The following is an 18,541-nucleotide window of genomic DNA, read 5'->3' as shown; positions in this document are numbered from 1 at the left end:
TGCGCTTTCGGGCAGTGGCGGGCGGTCGCACCGCCCGCGACCGCCCGCCGCCGGCCCGCGCGTGCGGTCAGATCAGCCCGTTGCGCAGGGCGTATCCGACCGCGTGCGTCCGATTGCGCAGCTGCAGGCGCGTGATGACCTCGTGCAGGACGTTCTTGACGGTCCGTTCGGAGTACGAGGTCTTGCGTGCGATCTCCGCGGTGTCCAGGCCCTCCGACACCAGGCGCAGCATGTCCGCCTCGCGCGAGGTCAGGGTGGACAGGGACACCGAGCGCGGGTCGAGCGCGGAGCGCTGCAGGCTGCCCATGTGGTCGAGGAGCTTCGCGAGGAGGTCGCCGGGCAGCACGCCCTCGCCGTTCGCTATCGCCAGGACCAGCCGCAGGAGGCGGTCCTGGTCGGCCTCGGCGCGCCGCAGCACCGCGCTGACCCCGCATTCGATGGCCCGCTGCAGTGCGTCCCCCGACTCGAAGGTGCCGACCACGAGCCCGGTGCGGGTGTCGGGGTTGTGCCGCAGCCGGTACAGCAGGGCGGCCGTCTCGTCGTCGACGCTGTCCACGGTCACCAGCGACACCTGCGCGGCGTCGGCGTCCGCGTCGGGGACGAGCTCGATCTCGGGGCGTTGGCGCAGCTGGTGGACGACCCCGACGCGCAGGATCGGGTCGGAGGCGTACACGGCCACGGTCACCCGGCGGCCGGTTCTGCGGGAAGGGGCCGGGGTGAGGGGCTGGGGTATGCCGGTGCCGGGCGTGAGGACGGGGCTGTTGTTGTCAGCGCAGCGCATGTGTCGTACCTGTTCCGTGATGCGTATGTGGGGTAGCGGAATTGGCCGGCCTGAACGGATCTCGACGCTGAGATCCAACCGACGCCCGTACATGAGGAGTTGAGAAAGTCTGTGGGGGCATCCGGACTGCCCGGGGCCTTGCCCCCGCGTCCGTGGTGGCGGCCGGGGCGTCGCCGTAGCGTCGTGGCGTGACATCCCCAGCTGCATCTCCCAGCCCTGGCGCGCCCGTCCTCGACATCGAGCCGGTGTCGGTGATGCCGGGCGGTATCGCCACCACGAGCCTGACCGTTCGCAACGACAGCGACATCGTCGAGGCGTACCGCCTGGAAGTCGTCGGCGACTGCGCTGCCTGGACCACGGTGGAACCCGAGCGGGTCTCGCTGTATCCGGGAACCTCGGAAACGGTGACGATCCGTCTGGCGCCGCCCCGCTCGCCCCAGGTGCGGGCCGGGGACGTACCGCTCGCCGTGCGCGTGCTGCCCACCGAGCAGCCCGAGGCGGTGCGGGTCCCCGAGACCACCGTGCACGTGGAGCAGTTCCGGGAACTGCGCGCAGAGAGCGCTCCCAAACGCCGCCGCGGATGGCTTCGGGGTCGCTACCGCATCGCCGTGCGCAACGAGGGCAACGCCCCGGTGAAGGTGGGCTTCACGCCCGCGCAGCCGGGCGAGGAGCTGAAGTTCGACTTCGCCCCGCCCACGCTGAAGCTGGAGCCGGGCGAGTCCGCCGAGGTGGTGCTGAAGGTCCGCACCGGCAGCCCGGTGTGGTTCGGATCCCCCGTGACCTGGCCGTTCACCGTGGAGGTGGCCGAGACCGCGGAAGGCGGGGACGGCGAAGAAGCCGCGGCGCGTCCCGAGCAGGAGGCCGTACGGGCGCCGCTGGAAGTGGAGTTCGTCCAGATCCCGATCTTCCCGACGTGGCTGCTCGCGGTGCTGGCCGCACTGCTCGCGCTGCTGCTCGCCTGGTTCATGCTGGTGCGCCCGGCCGTGCGCAGCACCGCCAAGGAGGCCGCTGCCGAGGCCGCCAAGAACCCGGCGCCCGCCGCGGACGCGGCGGGGCAGACCCCGGTGACCGGCGGCGGCAAGCAGCCGGGCGGCGCGGGTGCGGGCCCGGGCGCGGCCAAGGGAAACCAGCCCGGGGCGGGCGGCGGCGGTTCGGGTACCGGAGCCGGCGGCGGTGGCGGGGGCGGGCTGCAGAGCTCGGCCACCATCGACCTGCAGACCGGCGGCGGCCAGAGCAAGACCGGCTCCTACACGGTGCCCGCGGGCAAGGTGTTCGGGATCACGGACCTCGTGGTCGCCAACTTCCAGGGCGACGAGGGCGTGGTGACGATCAGCTTCGGCGATCGGAAGATCACGACGATCGCGCTGGAGACGTTCCGAAACCAGGACTACCACTGGGTCACCCCCATCAGCATCACCGAGAGCCAGACTGTGACTGTCCAGGTGACCTGTGCAAAGCCGGGCACGCCGGCCACCGGCCGTCAGGCGCAGGAGTGCCACGAAGTCCTCAACGTGAGTGGTGTGCTGAGCGACTTCAGGTGACCCGAGCGGCACGGACATCGTCCGTCAGGCTCGCCCCCGAACAAAGCGGACCCGCATCGGTCCGTCCGGAAAGTGCTTACCGGACGGACTGGTGACGGGTCGTCGGCATTCCCGCCTTCCGGTGCGGTTACGCCGTTCCACGGCTATTGCGTGCCTACTGGGCGGTAGCAAGACAGCTGAAAAAATATGGCTGTATTTCGACTCTCGCTTCCCTTTCCCCACCCCGACGGAACCCTGCGCGCCCCGTGTGAACCACGGTCCATGGCACGGGACCGAACCGGATCAAATTCTGCCGACCGTGGCAACCTGTCGGCCAGCGCAAGGTTCGGGCTGTGACGCGTCGTGGGCAGCCCCGAGGTACAGGCCCGGACGTTGCGTCCGGGCCGCACGCGGCGTTTCCTCGAGGAAGTCGTCAAGTCGGAGGCCGCGAGTGAGTTCCTGCCGGACGGCCGCACACCGTCCCTGTCGAACGTGTGACCTTTTTCCCGACATCGATCACCACGGGCACCGCTGAGCTCCCGGACGGATGTCCGGGAGCTCAGTTGCAACGATGGACCGAAGGGACGGTCATGCCTGCGACGGGCTAGTCCTGCCGGGTTGCCGTACCGCGCCGGGTCCTCTTCATGGCGAAGAAGGCCGAGCCTGCGACGAATGCGAGCGCGGCCGCAGTGGCGGCCATGATGCCGGTCCCGCTGCTTGAGCCGGTCGCGGCGAGGTTTGCCGACGCTTCCTTCGGCTGCGCGCCGGTGGCGGCGCTCACGTGGGCGAAGTTGACGCTCTTGGCGGTGTGACCGGGACCGAACTGGCCGAGAGCATCATCGAGGCCGCCGGGCAGGAAGCCGGCCCACGGGGGCTTGCCCTGGTCGTCGTGACCGTGGCCGGGCCTTCCGTGATCGTGGTCGTCGTGACCCTGGCCGGGCGGCCTTCCGTGGTCGTGGTCGTCGTGCGCGTGCTCACCCTCGTCGTCGTGACCGTGGTGGTGATCACCCGAGTCGCCCTTTTCACCCTTGTCGCCGCGCGGCCCCTTGGGTCCGGCGGGTCCGGCGGGTCCGGCAGGTCCGGCAGGTCCGGCGGGTCCGGCGGGTCCGGCGGGTCCGGCAGGTCCGGCAGGTCCCACGGGGCCTACAGGTCCGGCGGAACCGACGGGGCCGGGTGCGCCGGTGGGGCCGGGTGCACCTGTGGGGCCGGGGGCGCCGGGGCTGCCGTCGGGGCCGGGTGCGCCGGTGGGGCCGGGTGCACCTGTGGGGCCGGGGGCGCCGGGGCTGCCGTCGGGGCCGGGTGCGCCGGTGGGGCCGGGTGCACCTGTGGGGCCGGGGGCGCCGGGGCTGCCGTCGGGGCCGGGTGCACCTGTGGGGCCGGGTGCGCCCGTCGGGCCGGGGGCACCGGTCGGGCCGGGAGAGCCGGTCGGTCCGGGCTCACCCGTCGGGCCAGGGGCACCGGTCGGGCCGGGAGAGCCGGTCGGTCCGGGCTCACCCGTCGGGCCGGGGGCACCGGTCGGGCCGGGAGAGCCGGTCGGTCCGGGAGGCCCGGTCGGTCCGGGAGGCCCAGGCGGGCCGACGGCACAGGCCGCCCTTGTGATGGTGTTGGTGTCCAGCGTGACCGCGCCATTGCGCGCCAGGGCGCGGCCTTCGAGCACGGCGCCGGTGTTCAGCGTGATGGACGTCAGGGCAAGGATGTTGCCCTTGAACTGGGTGTTCGTGTCGAGCGTGGCGGAGCTGCCCACCTGCCAGAACACGTTGCAGGCATTTGCTCCGTTGATCAGGGCCACGACGCTCGCCGGAGCCGTGATCAGGGTCGAGGGGATCTGGAAGATGAAGACGGCCTCGGGGTTGTTCTGGCCGTCGAGCGTGACCGTTCCGGTGAGGTTCAGTGTCGACGAGGCCGTGTAGACGCCGGGCGCCAGCGTTTGTCCACCGATGTCGGCCGGAGTGGCGGTGCCGGGTCCCCGGCTCGCCGCGTCGTTGTACGCGATGACGAGGTCGGACTTCGCCTGAGCGGCGGCGGCGTCGGTGATGTGCTGCGTTCCGTTGACGGTGCCGGGCGGGAAGCCGGTCACCGATGTGCCCGGGTGGAGCCCCAAATCGCCGTTGATGACGGTGGGGCCAGTATTGGTGACCGTCGAACCGGCCAGGACCGCGTAATTGGTGGCGGTCCCCAGGTTCACGGGGGCTTCCAGAGCGTGAGCGAGGTTCGGGACCAGGGTTGCGGCCGCCAGGAGCGCTGCCGGGAGCAGGACGAGGACTCCCCGTTTGAACAGATTGCGTCTAGGTCTTTTGTCGGGTGGACCCGACCGGATGACATCCAATGCCACAGCAGGACCTTTCTTGTTGCTTCGGGTCTCAGTCCTCCCGGAGGAGGTGCCCGAGCGCCCGCGACGATGGCTACTCAGGGCCGCAAGCCCCTACCTGCGCAGGCGCGCAGGCTCCCCTGAGCGGGGAACTGCAAAGCGGCTACCTGCCCGAGGTAGTGATACGCCGTCACGCGCGAGTAGTCACGCATATTTCACAGCAATAGGGCGGAAACAATGAAAAAAGGCCTATGTGAGTGACGTACCGTCAGGAAGCGTGATCACATGTCCGTGCGAATCAGCGGTGCCGTCACGGCGGAGACCCGCCGCCCGAACCTCAGGTCGCGTGGGGCGGGACATGGCAGAGCCCGGCCGGAGTGAGTGGCCCCGCTGCGGCTCCTGTTCGCGGGTGCCTTGTCCGGCTGGGAGCGTGCGGGGTCTCCGGGGCGATGACGCGCCTGTGCCTCGAGCCCCTTGCCCGGCTCCTGCCGTTTGTCCTGCTTGCCGGCCACCGCGACGACGCCTCTGCGTGGTGCGGATTCCTCTCCGACCACACTGATACGCACCGTGACGTTCTGTAGCAACGGTGGCGTCGAGGTGAGGCGTACGGGTGACGCCCGTCCCCCGATGCGGCGGTGCCTGAAGCGCCAGACCGCAGAGGACCGCCCAGGTCGACGAAAGGCCGGCTCAGGGCCAGACCAGGCAGTACGGCTGGTGGCCGGCCTCGTGAAGGCGGTGGCTGAAATCCTGCCACTCGTGGAGCAGCTGGTAGACGTTGAAGGCGTCGCTCGGGCCGCCGCGGTCCGGGACCGTGGACCAGATGAAGGCGGCGGCGCCCACGGACTCCTCGCCGATCCCGCGGAGCGGGTCGACCACCGTCATCGGGAGCTTGACCACCGCGTAGTCGGGGTGGAGGACGACCAGCTCCAGCGGGGGCACCTTGTGCAGGGGTATGCCCTCGATGCCGGTCAGGACCATCGCGGCCACCGTCTCCGGCTTGATCTTGGTGAAGAGGCCGCCCATGCCGAGCTCGTCGCCGCCGAGCTCCTCCGGCCGCATCGTCACCGGGACCCGGGCCGCCGTCGCGCCGTCCGGCGCGCCGAAGTACTTGTACGTCACTCCCATGCCGCGACCCCTGGGCACGTCCTCCGGTGTCGTCGCGGGCTCCGGTACGGCGTCGGCTGCCTCGGTGGCGCGCCGGCGGTGCTTGCCCCGGCGGCGGGCCTCGCGGGCTTCGCGGGCGCGCTGGGGATCGAGGCCGTCCGTACCCTCGCCCGGTCCACCACCGCGTTGCATATCTCCACCCGACTGGTCTTGCTTGCCACGGCCCCGCGGCCACCGCCACGCAGCCTGATCATCATGGCAGTGACCTCCCCCGCGGCGACGCGGTGAAACGCCCGCCCGCAAGTCTGTCGCAGCCTCTGAGACCATGGCTGGTGTGAGCTACCCGTACCCGTATGAAGCCCCAGTTTCGCAGACGCTCTTCGAGCGCGCCTCCCTCGTGACCCCCGGCGGCGTGAACTCTCCCGTGCGCGCCTTCCGCGCCGTGGGCGGTACGCCCCGGTTCATGGTGTCCGGCACCGGTCCGTACCTCACCGATGCCGACGGTCGCGAGTACGTGGACCTCGTCTGCTCGTGGGGGCCGATGATCCTCGGCCACTCCCACCCCGAGGTGATCGAGGCCGTCCAGGCGGCCGTCGCACGCGGCACCTCCTTCGGTACGCCCGGTGAGGGCGAGGTGGCGCTCGCGGAGGAGATCGTGGCGCGCATCGCACCCGTGGAGCAGGTGCGCCTGGTGTCCTCCGGGACGGAGGCGACCATGTCGGCGATCCGGCTGGCGCGCGGCTTCACCGGTCGCGCCAAGATCGTGAAGTTCGCCGGCTGCTACCACGGTCACGTGGACGCGCTGCTGGCCGCCGCCGGTTCCGGGCTCGCCACCTTCGCGCTGCCGGACACCCCGGGCGTCACGGGTGCGCAGGCCGGCGACACGATCGTGCTGCCCTACAACGACCTCGAAGCGGTCCGGGCGGCCTTCGCCGCGCACCCCGGCGAGATCGCCTGCGTGATCACCGAGGCGGCGCCCGGCAACATGGGCGTGGTCACCCCCGCCGAGGGCTTCAACCAGGGCCTCGCGGACCTCTGCCGCGAGAACGGCGCGCTCTACATCTCCGACGAGGTCATGACGGGCTTCCGCACCTCCCGCGCCGGCTGGTACGGCGTCGACGGGGTCAAGCCCGACCTGATGACCTTCGGCAAGGTCATGGGCGGCGGCTTCCCCGCCGCGGCGTTCGGCGGCCGCGCCGACGTCATGGGCCACCTCGCCCCCGCGGGTCCCGTCTACCAGGCCGGCACGCTCTCCGGCAACCCGATCGCCACCGCCGCCGGCCTCGCGCAGCTGCGCCTGCTCGACGCGGCCGCGTACGAGAAGGTCGACGCGGTCTCGGCGGAGATCCAGGGCCTGGTCACCGGGGCGCTCGCCAAGGAGGGCGTGGCGCACCGCCTGCAGACCGCGTCCAACATGTTCTCCGTCTTCTTCACCGAGGACGCGGTGCGCAACTACGACGACGCGAAGAAGCAGGAGAGCTTCCGCTTCAACGCGTTCTTCCACTCGATGCTGGCGCAGGGCGTCTACCTGCCGCCGTCCGCCTTCGAGTCCTGGTTCGTGTCCACCTCCCACGACGAGAAGGCGATCGAGCGCGTCGCGGCAGCCCTGCCGGCCGCCGCCCGGGCCGCCGCGGAGGCCACCGCATGAGCGCCGACGGCCGCGACGTGAAGTCCGACCTCACCGTCGTGCACCTGGTGCGCCACGGTGAGGTGCACAACCCGGACGGGGTCCTGTACGGGCGCCGCGAGGGCTACCACCTCTCGGAGCTGGGCCGCCAGATGGCGGACCGGGTCGCCGAGCACCTGAAGGGCCGGGACATCGCCTACGTGGTGTCCTCCCCGCTGGAGCGGGCGCAGGAGACGGCCGAGCCGATCGCCAAGGCCCACGGCCTGGACCTGGCGACGGACTCGCGGCTGCTGGAGGCCGAGAACGTCTTCGAGGGCAAGACCTTCGGCGTCGGCGACGGCGCGCTGCGCAAGCCCGGCAACTGGAAGCACCTGACGAACCCGTTCAAGCCCTCCTGGGGCGAGCCGTACGTCGAGCAGGTGGTCCGGATGATGAGCGCGCTGGAGGCGGCGCGCGACGCGGCCCGCGGCCACGAGGCGGTGGCGGTCAGCCACCAGCTGCCGATCTGGATCGTGCGCAGCTTCGCGGAGAAGCGCCGGCTGTGGCACGACCCGCGCCGCCGCCAGTGCACCCTCGCGTCGCTGACGTCCTTCACGTTCCAGGGCGACAAGTTGGTGTCGGTGGGCTACAGCGAGCCGGCCCGGGACCTGGTCCCGGCGCACCTGCTGGCCGGGGCTAAGCCGGTGAAGGGCGCCTCCAAGGCGTTCGGCGCCTGATCCGACGGTCTGTTACGGACCGTTACAGGTCTGTCTAATTAAATACAAGATGCGCGGGAATCACCGTGTCAGCACACATGTCCGGTCAACTTGTCCGTTTATATGGACTTTGGGTCGGGTGTGGTGACGACGATGGGGACGGTGACATGCGCGACATCAGGGGAGTCAGTCGGAGGGGGTTGCTGGGACTGGGACTTGGCGCCGCGGCCGCGATGGGAGTCGCCGGCTGCGGATTGCCCGATGTGTCCGGTCCCGGCGCTCCCGGACCCGTGAAGAACCCGAAGCCCGGCGAGAAGACGCCGGCCAGGCCCATCGGTGACGGCTCCACCGCCGACACCGGCCCGCAGCCCAACCAGCCCGACCGGCCCGTGCCCCTCCAGCCGGGCGAGGCGCCGCCGCAGTTCGTCGTCTTCAGCTGGGACGGCGCGGGCGAGATCGGCAACGGTCTCTTCCCGCGCTTCCTCAAGCTCGCCAAGGACCACGGCGCGGCCATGACCTTCTTCCTCTCCGGCATCTACCTGCTGCCCGAGTCGAAGCGGAACCTCTATCAGCCGCCGAACAATCCCGTCGGCGCATCCGACATCGGCTACCTCAAGGACGAGAACGTCCGCGCCACCCTCCGCCACGTCCGCGAGGCGTGGCTCGACGGGCACGAGATAGGCACGCACTTCAACGGCCACTTCTGCGGGGGATCCGGCTCCGTCGCCCGCTGGACCCCGGCCGACTGGCAGAGCGAGATCGACCAGGCCGTGTCCTTCGTCACAGGCTGGCGCACGAACACCGGATTCACCGATGTGGAGCCGCTGCCCTTCGACTACCGCAAGGAACTGACCGGCGCCCGCACCCCCTGCCTCCTGGGCCGGGACAACCTCCTGCCGACCGCCCAGAAGCTGGGCTGGCGCTACGACTCCAGCTCGCCCGGCGGCCTCCAGGTCTGGCCCGTGCGAAGGTCGGGCGTCTGGGACCTGCCGCTGCAGTCCCTGCCCTTCCCGGGGCACTCCTTCGAGGTGCTGTCGATGGACTACAACATCCTCGCCAACCAGTCGAAGAACACCACGAAGGGCGTGCCCGCCCACTACCCGGCCTGGCGCACCCAGGCCACGGCCACCTACCTCGGCGGCTTCCGCCGGGCCTACGAGACCAACCGCGCGCCGCTCTTCATCGGCAACCACTTCGAGGAGTGGAACGGCGGCATCTACATGGATGCCGTCGAGGAAGCCCTCAAGGGCATGGCGGACAAAAGGGATGTAAGGCTCGTGTCCTTCCGGCAGTTCACCGACTGGCTGGAGGTCCAGGACCCCAAGGTGCTAGCCCGGCTGCGCACCCTCGGCCCCGGCCAGTCGCCCTCCGGTGGCTGGAACGCGTACCTCACCGCCGCCTGACCATCGCCTGACCAGGGCATTGACTCCCGGCCGGGGGGTGCGGAAAATCCGCGAATTGCTCATGCGAAACTTTTCACATGAGCCTTAGCCGCGCCCCCCGACGCCGCTCACCCAGCGGCCGCGCCCTCCTGCTGACCGCGGTGACCGTCACCGGCGCCCTCACGCTCACGGCGTGCAGCGGTTCGGACAGCGGCAAGCCGACCGGCAGCGGCGGCAACTACGTCACGGGCGCGAGCGGCATCTCCACCTCCGCCAAGGGCGAGCGCACCGAGGCCCCCAAGCTCGACGGCGAGACCGTCGACGGCAAGAGCCTCGACACCACCGCCCTCAAGGGCAAGGTCGTCGTCCTCAACGTGTGGGGCTCCTGGTGCCCGCCGTGCCGCGCCGAGGCCCCGTCCTTCGCGAAGGTGTCCAAGGAGCTCGCCGACGCCGGCAAGGACGTCGTCTTCGTGGGCGTCAACGTCCGCGACAACAGCAAGCAGAACGCCGCCGCCTTCGAGGAGACCTTCGGGATCACCTACCCGAGCCTCTACGACCCGGACGGCAAGCTGCTGCTCCGCTTCCCCAAGGGCAGCCTCAACCCGAACGCCATCCCCTCCACGCTCGTCCTGGACCGGGAGGGCAGGATCGCCGCACGCACCCTGGCCCCCCTCAGTGAGGAGCAGCTGCGCTCGATGATCGACCCCGTCCTCGCGGAGCAGTGACCTCGTGGTCGAGTACGTCCTCGCCGCCGAGGCCACGGGTGTCAACGAGACGGTCCTGAACGGCGCACTGCTGCTGGCGCTGCCGATCGCGCTCCTCGCGGGACTCGTCTCCTTCTTCTCCCCCTGCGTGCTGCCGCTGGTCCCCGGCTACCTCTCCTACGTCACCGGCGTCAGCGGCGCCGACCTCGCCGAGGCCCGCCGCGGGCGGATGCTGGCGGGCGCCGGCCTGTTCGTCGCCGGGTTCACCGCCGTCTTCGTCTCCACCGGAGCGCTCTTCGGGTACTTCGGCTCCGAGCTCCAGGAGAACAAGGCGATCATCTCCCGGGTGCTGGGCGGCGTGGTGATCCTCATGGGCCTCTTCTTCATGGGAGCGATCCCGGGCCTGACCATGCGGGAGTTCCGCTTCCACAAGAAGCCGACGGCGGGCCTGCTCGGCGCGCCGCTGCTCGGCGTGCTCTTCGGCGTCGGCTGGACCCCCTGCATGGGCCCGACCCTCGCGGCAGTCAACACCCTCTCCATCGACCAGGCGAGCGCCGGCCGCGGCGCCCTGCTCACCGTCGTCTACTGCCTGGGCCTCGGCGTGCCCTTCATCCTCGCCGCGATCGCCTTCCGCAAGGCGCTCGGTGCATTCGGCTGGGTGAAGCAGCACTATGCATGGGTGATGCGCATCGGCGGCGGCATGCTGATCCTCACCGGCCTGCTGCTCGTCACAGGTTTGTGGGACAGCATCGTCACCGACATGCAGAGCTGGACCCAAAGCTTCACGGTGGGGATCTGAGGAACCGACGGACATGAGTACGACAGACAAAGCGTCCACCGAGACGTCGCCCGAGCCCTCCCCGGCGGACCCCGCCGAGGCCGCGGCCGGCTCCCAGCTCTCCACCGCGCCCGTCGAGGACAGCGGTCCCGTCGGCATCGGCGTGATCGGCTGGGCCCGCTGGTTCTGGCGGCAGCTCACCTCCATGCGGGTGGCGCTGATCCTGCTCTTCCTGCTGTCCCTGGGCGCCATCCCCGGCTCCCTCGTCCCGCAGACCAACGTCGACGCCCTGAAGGTCGTCGAGTGGAAGCGGGAGCACTCGTCCTACGTCGGCGTCGCCGAGGCGCTCCAGCTCTTCGACGTCTACAGCTCGGTGTGGTTCTCCGCGATCTACCTGCTGCTGTTCGTCTCGCTGATCGGCTGCATCGTCCCGCGCTCCTGGCAGTTCGTCGGCCAGCTCCGCGGCCGCCCGCCGGGCGCCCCCAAGCGGCTCGACCGGCTGCCCGCCCACACCACGTGGCGTACCGACAAGACCCCCGACGAGGTCCTCTCGTACGCGAGGACGCTGCTCGCGGGGAAGCGCTTCCGCACCGAGGCGGGCAGCGGCACCGTCGCGGCGGAGAAGGGCTACCTCCGCGAGGCCGGGAACCTGATCTTCCACGTCGCGCTGATCGTGATGCTCGTGGCCTTCGCCTGGGGCCAGTACTTCAAGTCCGAGGGCGGCAAGCTGGTCCTGCGCGGCAGCGGCTTCTCGAACACCCTCACCCAGTACGACGACTTCAAGCCCGGCACCCTCTTCCACCCGGACGACCTGCCGCCGTTCAGCTTCACGCTGGACCGCTTCGACGCCACCTACGAGATGTCCGGCCCGCAGCGGGGCACCCCGCGCGACTTCAAGGCGTACGTCACCCTCAGCGAGGGCGCCCACGGAACGCCGCAGAAGCGCGAGATCCAGGTCAACAAGCCCCTGGAGATCGACGGCTCCAAGGTCTACCTGCTCGGCCACGGCTACGCGCCGATCATCTCGGTGACCGACTCCACCGGGAAGGTCGTCTACAAGGACGCCGTCCCGGTGCTCCCGCAGGACGGCAACCTCACGTCCACCGGAGCCGTCAAGGTCACCGACGGCTACAAGGACAAGGACGGCAAGCCGGAGCAGCTCGGCTTCACCGCCGTCTTCGTGCCGACCTTCGCCGGCGAGGGGCACGGGACGATGTTCTCCCAGTTCCCCGCCCTCCTGAACCCGCAGCTCATGCTCAACGCCTGGCACGGCAGCCTCGGCGTGGACTCGGGCCTGCCGCAGAACGTCTACCGGCTCGAAACCTCCAAGATGGAGATGTTCAAGGACGAGTCGGGCCAGCAGCTCATCAAGAAGCTCGCGCCCGGCGAAACGATGGACCTGCCCAACGGCGCGGGCACCGTGAAGTTCGAGGGCATCGAGCGCTGGGCCACCTTCTCCGTCACCCAGCAGCCCGGCAGCGGCCTCGCCCTCGCGGGCGCGATCGCCGCCATCGCGGGCCTGGCCGGATCGCTGTTCATCCAGCGCCGCCGGATCTGGGTGCGCGCGGTGGCGGGCAAGGACGGCGTGACCGTCGTCGAGATGGCGGGCCTCGGCCGCAGCGAGTCCGCCAAGCTCCCGGAGGAACTGGCGGACCTCGCCGCCACGCTGCACCAGCAGGCGCCCAGCGTGTCTGATCCTGTTGAAGAAACCCCTGAAGGAGAGCGCGGATGACGCCGCTCGCAGCCGCAGCCAACGAGAACCTGGCTGAGATCAGCAACTACCTGGTCTATTCGTCGATGGCGGTCTACACGCTCGCCTTCTTCGCGCACATCGCCGAGTGGACCTTCGGCAGCCGCAGCAAGGTGGCCCGCACGGCCGCCGCGCTGACCGGTACCGCCGAGGCCGCGGCCCCGGCCGTGCAGGTGCGCGGCAAGGGCGGCGCCACCGCCGTACTGGACCGGCCCAAGGTCACCACCCGCTCCGGCGCCGGCACCCGTGACGTCCCGGACGGCCCCGGCGCCGCCGGCGGCACCGTCCAGGGCGACCTGTACGGGCGGATCGCGGTCTCGCTGACCGCGCTCGCCTTCCTCGTCGAGGCGGCCGGCGTGGTCACCCGGGCGATGTCGGTCGAGCGGGCCCCCTGGGGCAACATGTACGAGTTCTCGATCACCTTCTCCACGGTGGCCGTCGGCACGTACCTGGTGCTCCTCGCCCTGAAGAAGAACGTCCGCTGGCTCGGCCTGATCCTGGTCACCACCGTCCTGCTCGACCTCGGCATCGCGGTCACCTGGCTCTACACCGACAGCGACCAGCTGGTCCCGGCCCTGCACTCGTACTGGCTGTGGATCCACGTCTCCACCGCCATCTTCTGCGGCGCCGTCTTCTACCTCGGCGCGGCCGGTGCGGTCCTCTACCTCTTCCGCGACTCCTACGAGGCCAAGCTCGCCGGCGGCGGCGAGCCCGGCAGGATCGCCTCCTCCGTTCTGGAGCGCCTGCCCTCGGCGGCCTCGCTCGACAAGTTCTCGTACCGCATCAACGCGGCCGTCTTCCCGCTGTGGACCTTCACGATCATCGCGGGCGCGATCTGGGCGGGCGACGCCTGGGGCCGCTACTGGGGCTGGGACCCCAAGGAGGTCTGGTCCTTCGTGACCTGGGTGGCGTACGCCTGCTACCTGCACGCCCGCGCCACCGCCGGCTGGAAGGGCCGCAAGGCCGCCTACCTGGCGCTCTTCGCCTTCGCCTGCTGGATCTGGAACTACTACGGCGTGAACATCCTGCTCAGCGGCAAGCACTCGTACGCAGGCGTCTGACCGGCGGGAGTGGGACGCTGGTGGCATGTCCCTCGTGAGCCATGCCACCAGCGAACGGCGCGGCGAGAACCACTGGCTGCTCCGCTTCGAGCTCCACCTGCCGTACGCCTACGAGGCCCTCTGGCACGCCCTGACCACGCCCGACGGGCTGCGCGGCTGGCTGGCCGCCGCCGACGTCCTGGAGCGGCGGCTCGGCGGGGCCGTCACGCTGCGCTGGCTGAACACCGGAACCGTGGTGACCGGCCACGTCACGGCCTGGGACGTGGAGCGCGTCGCCGAGTACACGGTGAGCGAGCACGGGCGGATCCGCTTCCACCTGGAGGCGGTCGGCACCGATTCGACGGTCATCCGGTTCGTGAACGAGCGCGGCGGCTCCGACGAGGACCGCCTCGACTGCCTGGCCGGCTGGCACGAGCACTTCGAACTGCTGGACGCCGCACTGGCCGGACGCCCGACGGACTGGTCCGCCTGGACGGACACCCGCTGGGCGCGGCTGCGCGAGTCCTACGGCTCCTTCACCAGCGTCCGCAAGGCGTCCTGAGGCCTTGCGGCCGCACGCCGCCCCCCTTCACCACACCGGGCGCAGGGGCGGCAGCCCGTCCTCCCCGTGGAGCGTGCGCACGACGCGGGCCAGTTCCCGGCGCAGGGCGCCGACGTCCGCGCTGCCGGCGAGCTCGGCCTCCAACTCGTGCAGGACCCGGCCCGCGACGGCGAGGTGGTCCCGGGCCGCCCCGGTCAGGACCACCAGCTTGCGGCGGCCGCCCTCAGGGTGCGGCTCGCGGCGGACGTAGCCGCGTCGCTCCAGGTCGTCGACGATCTGCCCGGCGGCCTGTTTGGTCACCCCGAGCCGCTCGGCCAGCTCGGTGGCCGTCGCGCCACGGCCCTTCAGGGCCTGGAAGGCCATGCCGTGCACGGGCCGCAGGTCCCCGTACCCGACCTCGGCGAGGCGCCGGGTGAACTCGCCCAGCACCAGCTGGAAGCCCAGGCCGAGCAGGAAGGTCAGCTCGACGCCCTCGCCGGCCCCGCTGCCCCCGCCGCTCTTCGTCGCGTCTTCTCTCGTCACGTAAATATGGTGACACGTTCGGGTCAAGCTGCTTTACTCGTTGAGTAAAGCAGCTTGACTCACTCGACGGAAGGACCCGCCTTGTACGTGATCACCGCTTCCCCCGAGCACGTCACCGCCACCCCGAACGCCACCATGACCGGCTTCGCCGCCCCCAGCCGCGGCAGCTCCGAGCTGAGCACCTGGCACGTCGACATGCCCGCCGGGGCCACCGGCCCCGAGCACTCCGTCAGCCGCGAGCAGGTCTGGACCCTCACCGCCGGCTCCCTGGAGGTCACCTTCGAAGGCCGCACCGAGAAGGTCACCGCTGGCCAGACCCTGGTCCTCCCGGCGGACGCGGCACGCAGGATCCACGCCACCGAAACCTTCCAGGCCTACGTGGCGATGCGCGCGGACGGCGTGGTGTCGGTGCCGGGCGAGGATGAGCCCCGCATCCTCCCGTGGGCCCGCTAGGCCCGGCCGCCTAGTCGGCGTCCTTGCCCTGGTCCTTGCCCTGGTCCTTGCCGTTGTCCTTGTCCCGGTCCTTGTTCTCCTGCTCCTCGCGCAGGGACTTCAGGAACTCCGGGTTGTCGTCGGGGGCCACCCACTGACCGCGGCCCCTGGACCCGCGCCCGCCACCGCCGGAGGCCACCCGCTTCTTGCCCGCGAACAGCCACACCACCGGCCCCACGATGGAGAAGAGCAGGATGATGATCACCCACATCGCCTTGGGCAGGTGCTTGACCTCTTCCTCCGGCGTGTTCAGGCAGTCGATGAAGGCGTAGATGGTCAGCGCGATGATCAGCAGGAACGGCAGATAGCGCAGCACGGTGTGGGACCGACTCCCGGGCAGTGGCGGCGGACCCGCAAGGGGCCCCGGTGACGTTCCCAGCGTAGTTGGTGACGGATACTGGCCCCTATGGCTTACGACGATCTCCGCTCGCTGCTCCGGGCTCTGGAGCGAGAGGGCGACCTCAAGCGCATCAAGGCCGAAGTCGACCCGTACCTGGAGGTCGGGGAGATCGTCGACAGAGTGAACAAAGCGGGCGGTCCCGCGCTGCTCTTCGAGAACGTCAAGGGCTCGGCGATGCCGCTGGCCATGAACGTCTTCGGCACCGACCGCCGCCTCCTCAAGGCCCTCGGCCTCAAGTCGTACGCCGAGATCAGCGAGAAGATCGGCGGTCTGCTGAAGCCGGAGCTGCCGCAGGGCTTCATCGGGGTCCGCGAGGCCTTCGGCAAGCTCGGCTCGATGGTCCACGTCCCGCCGAAGAAGGTGAAGGGCGACTCCGCACCCGTCCAGGAGGTCGTCCTCACCGGCGACGACGTCGACCTGGACCTGCTGCCGGCCCTCTTCACCTGGCCCAAGGACGGCGGCTCCTTCTTCAACCTCGGCCTCACCCACACCAAGCACCCCGAGACGGGCGTGCGCAACCTCGGCCTCTACCGGCTCCAGCGCCACGACAAGCGCACCATCGGCATGCACTGGCAGATCCACAAGGACAGTCGCAACCACTACGCCGTCGCCGCCGCCAAGGGCGAGCGGCTGCCGGTCGCGATCGCCTTCGGCTGCCCGCCCGCCGTCACGTACGCGTCCACCGCGCCGCTGCCGGGCGACATCGACGAGTACCTCTTCGCCGGCTTCGTCGCGGGCAAGCGGATCGAGATGGTCGACTGCAAGACCGTCCCGCTCCAGGTCCCGGCCAACGCGGAGGTCGTCGTGGAGGGCTGGCTGGAGCCCGGGGAGATGCTCCCGGAAGGCCCCTTCGGCGACCACACCGGCTTCTACACCCCGCAGGAGCCCTTCCCGGCCCTGAAGATCGACTGCATCACGATGCGCAAGCGGCCGCTGCTGCAGTCGATCGTGGTGGGCCGCCCGCCGACCGAGGACGGTCCGCTGGGCCGCGCGACGGAGCGGTTCTTCCTGCCCCTGCTGAAGATCATCGTCCCGGACATCGTGGACTACCACCTGCCCGAGTCGGGCGGCTTCCACAACTGCGCGATCGTCTCGATCGACAAGAAGTACCCCAAGCACGCGCAGAAGGTCATGCACGCCATCTGGGGCGCCCACATGATGTCGCTGACCAAGCTGATCATCGTGGTGGACAAGGACTGTGACGTCCACGACCTGCACGAGGTGTCCTGGCGGGCCCTCGGCAACACGGACTACTCCCGCGACCTGACCGTCGTCGAGGGACCGGTGGACCACCTCGACCACGCCTCGTACCAGCAGTTCTGGGGCGGCAAGGCGGGCATCGACGCCACGAAGAAGCTGCCCGAGGAGGGTTACACCCGCGACGGCGGCTGGCCCGACATGGTGGAGTCCGACCCCGCGACGGCGGCCCTCGTGGACCGCCGCTGGAAGGAGTACGGCCTGTGAGCCCGATCGCCGTCGACGGCCCGGAACTGAACCTCGGCACCGCGGAGGCGTACGTGGTCCTGGCGCGTCCGAAGATCGACCCGACCCAGCCCGGCGTGATCGTCGCGGCCCGGGACGCCGGCGTGAGCCCGGAGGAGTTCGCCGGCCCCGGCGATGTCTGGACGCTGATGTACGACGCGGACGGCGACGGCGACGGCTTCGAACTGCCCGGCGCGCGCGACACCGAGGCCGACGCCTTCGCGGAGCAGTTGCAGCAGGCCCTGGCCGCGGCCGAGCCGTTCACCGTCGAGGCCGGCAACTTCCTGCGCCTCGACGCCCGGCCCGTCGGCGCCGACTGGACGGTCACCGCGCACGTCACCCCGCCCGAGGGCGAGGAGGACGGCCCCGCCGCCCGGACGCTGGAACTCGGCGCGCTGCCGGCGTCGGAACTGCTGGCCGAACTCGAACGGTTCCGGAGGGAACTCGCATGATGACCACCGCCGACGGAGTGGTCGGACAGGGCCCCGCGCCGGAGGCGGCCAACAAGGTCAAGGCCTTCCTGCGGCTGGTGATGATCGAGCACTCGGTCTTCGCGCTGCCGTTCGCCTACATCGCGGCGCTGACCGCGATGTTCCAGCTCGATCGGACCGTGCACTGGGGCAAGCTGCTGCTCGTCACCGTCTGCATGGTGGGGCTGCGGACCTTCGCCATGGCCGCGAACCGGATCATCGACCGCGAGATCGACGCCCGCAACCCGCGGACCGCGGGGCGCGAGCTGGTCACCGGCGCGGTGTCGGTCCGCTCGGCCTGGACCGGCGCGGCGATCGCGCTCGTGGTCTTCCTCGGCTCGGCGGCCCTGCTGAACCCGCTCTGCCTGGCGCTGGCGCCGGTCGCCGTCGTCCCGATGGTGGTCTATCCGTACGGCAAGCGGTTCACGAACTTCCCGCACGCCATCCTCGGGCTGGCCCAGGCGATGGGCCCCGTCGGGGCCTGGCTGGCGATCACCGGCGAGTGGTCCTGGGACGCGGTTGTCCTGGGCCTTGCGGTCGGCGTGTGGATCGGCGGCTTCGACCTGATCTTCGCCTGCCAGGACGTGGCCGCCGACCGCGCGGAGGGCGTCAAGTCCGTCCCGGCCCGCTTCGGTGTCCCCGCCGCCCTCTGGGGCGCGCGCGGCTCGCACGTCGTGACCACGGCCCTGCTGGCCTGGTACGCGCTCGCCACGGACGCGGGCCCGCTGTTCTGGACCGGCCTGGCGATCGTCGTCGCCGCCTTCGTCTACGAGCACACCATCGTGACGCCGCACGACCTGTCCCGCCTGAACCGGGCCTTCTTCACGGTCAACGGCTTCATCGGCATCGCCCTCTTCGTGTGCGCCCTGGCCGATCTGGTGGTCCGCGGACTGACGGTGTGAGTACCGCCGCGGCCCGTGGACC

The 18,541-nt window shown here is 70.6% G+C and carries 18 protein-coding genes; 13 read left to right on the top strand and 5 right to left on the bottom strand.

From position 1 onward, the window contains the following. Window positions 1-67: 67 nt before the first annotated feature. Window positions 68-781: a helix-turn-helix transcriptional regulator gene (locus OHA91_RS16600; RefSeq protein WP_328739540.1), complete on the bottom strand. Its 714-nt coding sequence runs from the start codon at window positions 779-781 to the stop codon at window positions 68-70. Window positions 782-969: 188 nt separating this feature from the next. Here OHA91_RS16600 and OHA91_RS16595 point away from each other — a divergent pair, with 188 nt between their 5' ends. Next, window positions 970-2,322 carry a COG1470 family protein gene (locus OHA91_RS16595; protein ID WP_381733104.1) on the top strand — a complete coding sequence of 451 codons (1,353 nt, stop codon included), beginning with the start codon at window positions 970-972 and terminating at the stop codon, window positions 2,320-2,322. Window positions 2,323-2,905: 583 nt separating this feature from the next. Here OHA91_RS16595 and OHA91_RS16590 read toward each other — a convergent pair. Both OHA91_RS16590 and OHA91_RS16585 read right to left on the bottom strand, forming a co-directional pair. Next, window positions 2,906-4,486: an ice-binding family protein gene (locus tag OHA91_RS16590; RefSeq protein WP_328739539.1), complete on the bottom strand. Its 1,581-nt coding sequence runs from the start codon at window positions 4,484-4,486 to the stop codon at window positions 2,906-2,908. An 810-nt stretch (window positions 4,487-5,296) separates the two neighbouring features. Further along, window positions 5,297-5,905 (bottom strand): hypothetical protein, encoded by a 609-nt coding sequence (locus OHA91_RS16585; RefSeq protein ID WP_078959422.1) that lies wholly within the window; start codon window positions 5,903-5,905, stop codon window positions 5,297-5,299. 133 nt (window positions 5,906-6,038) lie between these two features. Here OHA91_RS16585 and hemL point away from each other — a divergent pair, with 133 nt between their 5' ends. From hemL to OHA91_RS16545, 8 genes are all read left to right on the top strand, one after another. Then, window positions 6,039-7,361, top strand: coding sequence for a glutamate-1-semialdehyde 2,1-aminomutase (hemL, locus tag OHA91_RS16580; RefSeq protein WP_051893330.1), 1,323 nt, complete (start codon window positions 6,039-6,041; stop codon window positions 7,359-7,361). Further along, window positions 7,358-8,056: a histidine phosphatase family protein gene (locus OHA91_RS16575; RefSeq protein ID WP_031153496.1), complete on the top strand. Its 699-nt coding sequence runs from the start codon at window positions 7,358-7,360 to the stop codon at window positions 8,054-8,056. Before hemL ends, OHA91_RS16575 begins: the two co-directional genes overlap by 4 nt. Window positions 8,057-8,202: 146 nt before the next feature. Further along, window positions 8,203-9,438, top strand: coding sequence for a polysaccharide deacetylase family protein (locus OHA91_RS16570; protein ID WP_276566117.1), 1,236 nt, complete (start codon window positions 8,203-8,205; stop codon window positions 9,436-9,438). Between the two features lie 77 nt (window positions 9,439-9,515). Further along, window positions 9,516-10,142, top strand: coding sequence for a TlpA family protein disulfide reductase (locus OHA91_RS16565; RefSeq protein ID WP_031153489.1), 627 nt, complete (start codon window positions 9,516-9,518; stop codon window positions 10,140-10,142). A 4-nt stretch (window positions 10,143-10,146) separates the two neighbouring features. Next, complete coding sequence (locus tag OHA91_RS16560; RefSeq protein WP_031153486.1) at window positions 10,147-10,920, top strand: cytochrome c biogenesis CcdA family protein; 774 nt, start codon at window positions 10,147-10,149, stop codon at window positions 10,918-10,920. 13 nt (window positions 10,921-10,933) lie between these two features. After that, a complete protein-coding gene (gene resB / locus OHA91_RS16555) occupies window positions 10,934-12,631 on the top strand; it encodes a cytochrome c biogenesis protein ResB (protein WP_037632986.1) in 1,698 nt (565 codons plus the stop codon). Next, the gene (ccsB, locus tag OHA91_RS16550; protein WP_031153481.1) at window positions 12,628-13,710 is read left to right on the top strand and encodes a c-type cytochrome biogenesis protein CcsB; all 1,083 of its coding nucleotides are present in this window, start codon (window positions 12,628-12,630) and stop codon (window positions 13,708-13,710) included. Before resB ends, ccsB begins: the two co-directional genes overlap by 4 nt. 25 nt (window positions 13,711-13,735) lie before the next feature. Further along, complete coding sequence (locus OHA91_RS16545; protein WP_266498658.1) at window positions 13,736-14,251, top strand: SRPBCC domain-containing protein; 516 nt, start codon at window positions 13,736-13,738, stop codon at window positions 14,249-14,251. Between the two features lie 27 nt (window positions 14,252-14,278). Here OHA91_RS16545 and OHA91_RS16540 read toward each other — a convergent pair whose 3' ends face one another. Next, window positions 14,279-14,773 carry a MarR family winged helix-turn-helix transcriptional regulator gene (locus tag OHA91_RS16540; protein ID WP_266498655.1) on the bottom strand — a complete coding sequence of 165 codons (495 nt, stop codon included), beginning with the start codon at window positions 14,771-14,773 and terminating at the stop codon, window positions 14,279-14,281. 87 nt (window positions 14,774-14,860) lie between these two features. Between OHA91_RS16540 and OHA91_RS16535 the strand changes: the two genes are divergently transcribed. After that, window positions 14,861-15,226: a cupin domain-containing protein gene (locus OHA91_RS16535; RefSeq protein ID WP_328739538.1), complete on the top strand. Its 366-nt coding sequence runs from the start codon at window positions 14,861-14,863 to the stop codon at window positions 15,224-15,226. Between the two features lie 10 nt (window positions 15,227-15,236). Here OHA91_RS16535 and OHA91_RS16530 read toward each other — a convergent pair whose 3' ends face one another. Next, window positions 15,237-15,581, bottom strand: coding sequence for a PLD nuclease N-terminal domain-containing protein (locus OHA91_RS16530; protein ID WP_037632985.1), 345 nt, complete (start codon window positions 15,579-15,581; stop codon window positions 15,237-15,239). A 90-nt stretch (window positions 15,582-15,671) separates the two neighbouring features. Here OHA91_RS16530 and OHA91_RS16525 point away from each other — a divergent pair, with 90 nt between their 5' ends. The 3 genes from OHA91_RS16525 to mqnP are packed head-to-tail and all read left to right on the top strand — an operon-like array spanning window position 15,672 to window position 18,519. Next, window positions 15,672-17,129 carry a menaquinone biosynthesis decarboxylase gene (locus OHA91_RS16525; RefSeq protein WP_030026270.1) on the top strand — a complete coding sequence of 486 codons (1,458 nt, stop codon included), beginning with the start codon at window positions 15,672-15,674 and terminating at the stop codon, window positions 17,127-17,129. Further along, the gene (locus OHA91_RS16520; RefSeq protein WP_031153461.1) at window positions 17,126-17,599 is read left to right on the top strand and encodes a hypothetical protein; all 474 of its coding nucleotides are present in this window, start codon (window positions 17,126-17,128) and stop codon (window positions 17,597-17,599) included. Before OHA91_RS16525 ends, OHA91_RS16520 begins: the two co-directional genes overlap by 4 nt. Beyond that, entirely contained in the window at window positions 17,596-18,519 is a 924-nt protein-coding gene (gene mqnP, locus OHA91_RS16515; protein WP_031153457.1) for a menaquinone biosynthesis prenyltransferase MqnP, read from the top strand. Before OHA91_RS16520 ends, mqnP begins: the two co-directional genes overlap by 4 nt. The last annotated feature ends 22 nt before the right edge of the window (window positions 18,520-18,541 follow it).

Source organism: Streptomyces erythrochromogenes, assembly GCF_036170895.1.
In the GTDB taxonomy this organism is placed as follows: domain Bacteria; phylum Actinomycetota; class Actinomycetes; order Streptomycetales; family Streptomycetaceae; genus Streptomyces; species Streptomyces erythrochromogenes.
Note: the sequence above shows the minus strand (reverse complement) of the source record. Positions and strands in the feature narration are given on the sequence as shown.

Excerpts from the sequence above, each read along its gene's own strand:
- OHA91_RS16600 (WP_328739540.1), bottom strand. The coding sequence starts at position 781 with ATGCGCTGCGCTGACAACAACAGCCCCGTCCTCACGCCCGGCACCGGC.
- OHA91_RS16585 (WP_078959422.1), bottom strand. The coding sequence starts at position 5,905 with ATGCAACGCGGTGGTGGACCGGGCGAGGGTACGGACGGCCTCGATCCC.
- hemL (WP_051893330.1), top strand. The coding sequence starts at position 6,039 with ATGGCTGGTGTGAGCTACCCGTACCCGTATGAAGCCCCAGTTTCGCAG.
- OHA91_RS16575 (WP_031153496.1), top strand. The coding sequence starts at position 7,358 with ATGAGCGCCGACGGCCGCGACGTGAAGTCCGACCTCACCGTCGTGCAC.
- OHA91_RS16570 (WP_276566117.1), top strand. The coding sequence starts at position 8,203 with ATGCGCGACATCAGGGGAGTCAGTCGGAGGGGGTTGCTGGGACTGGGA.
- OHA91_RS16565 (WP_031153489.1), top strand. The coding sequence starts at position 9,516 with ATGAGCCTTAGCCGCGCCCCCCGACGCCGCTCACCCAGCGGCCGCGCC.
- resB (WP_037632986.1), top strand. The coding sequence starts at position 10,934 with ATGAGTACGACAGACAAAGCGTCCACCGAGACGTCGCCCGAGCCCTCC.
- ccsB (WP_031153481.1), top strand. The coding sequence starts at position 12,628 with ATGACGCCGCTCGCAGCCGCAGCCAACGAGAACCTGGCTGAGATCAGC.
- OHA91_RS16545 (WP_266498658.1), top strand. The coding sequence starts at position 13,736 with ATGTCCCTCGTGAGCCATGCCACCAGCGAACGGCGCGGCGAGAACCAC.
- OHA91_RS16525 (WP_030026270.1), top strand. The coding sequence starts at position 15,672 with ATGGCTTACGACGATCTCCGCTCGCTGCTCCGGGCTCTGGAGCGAGAG.
- mqnP (WP_031153457.1), top strand. The coding sequence starts at position 17,596 with ATGATGACCACCGCCGACGGAGTGGTCGGACAGGGCCCCGCGCCGGAG.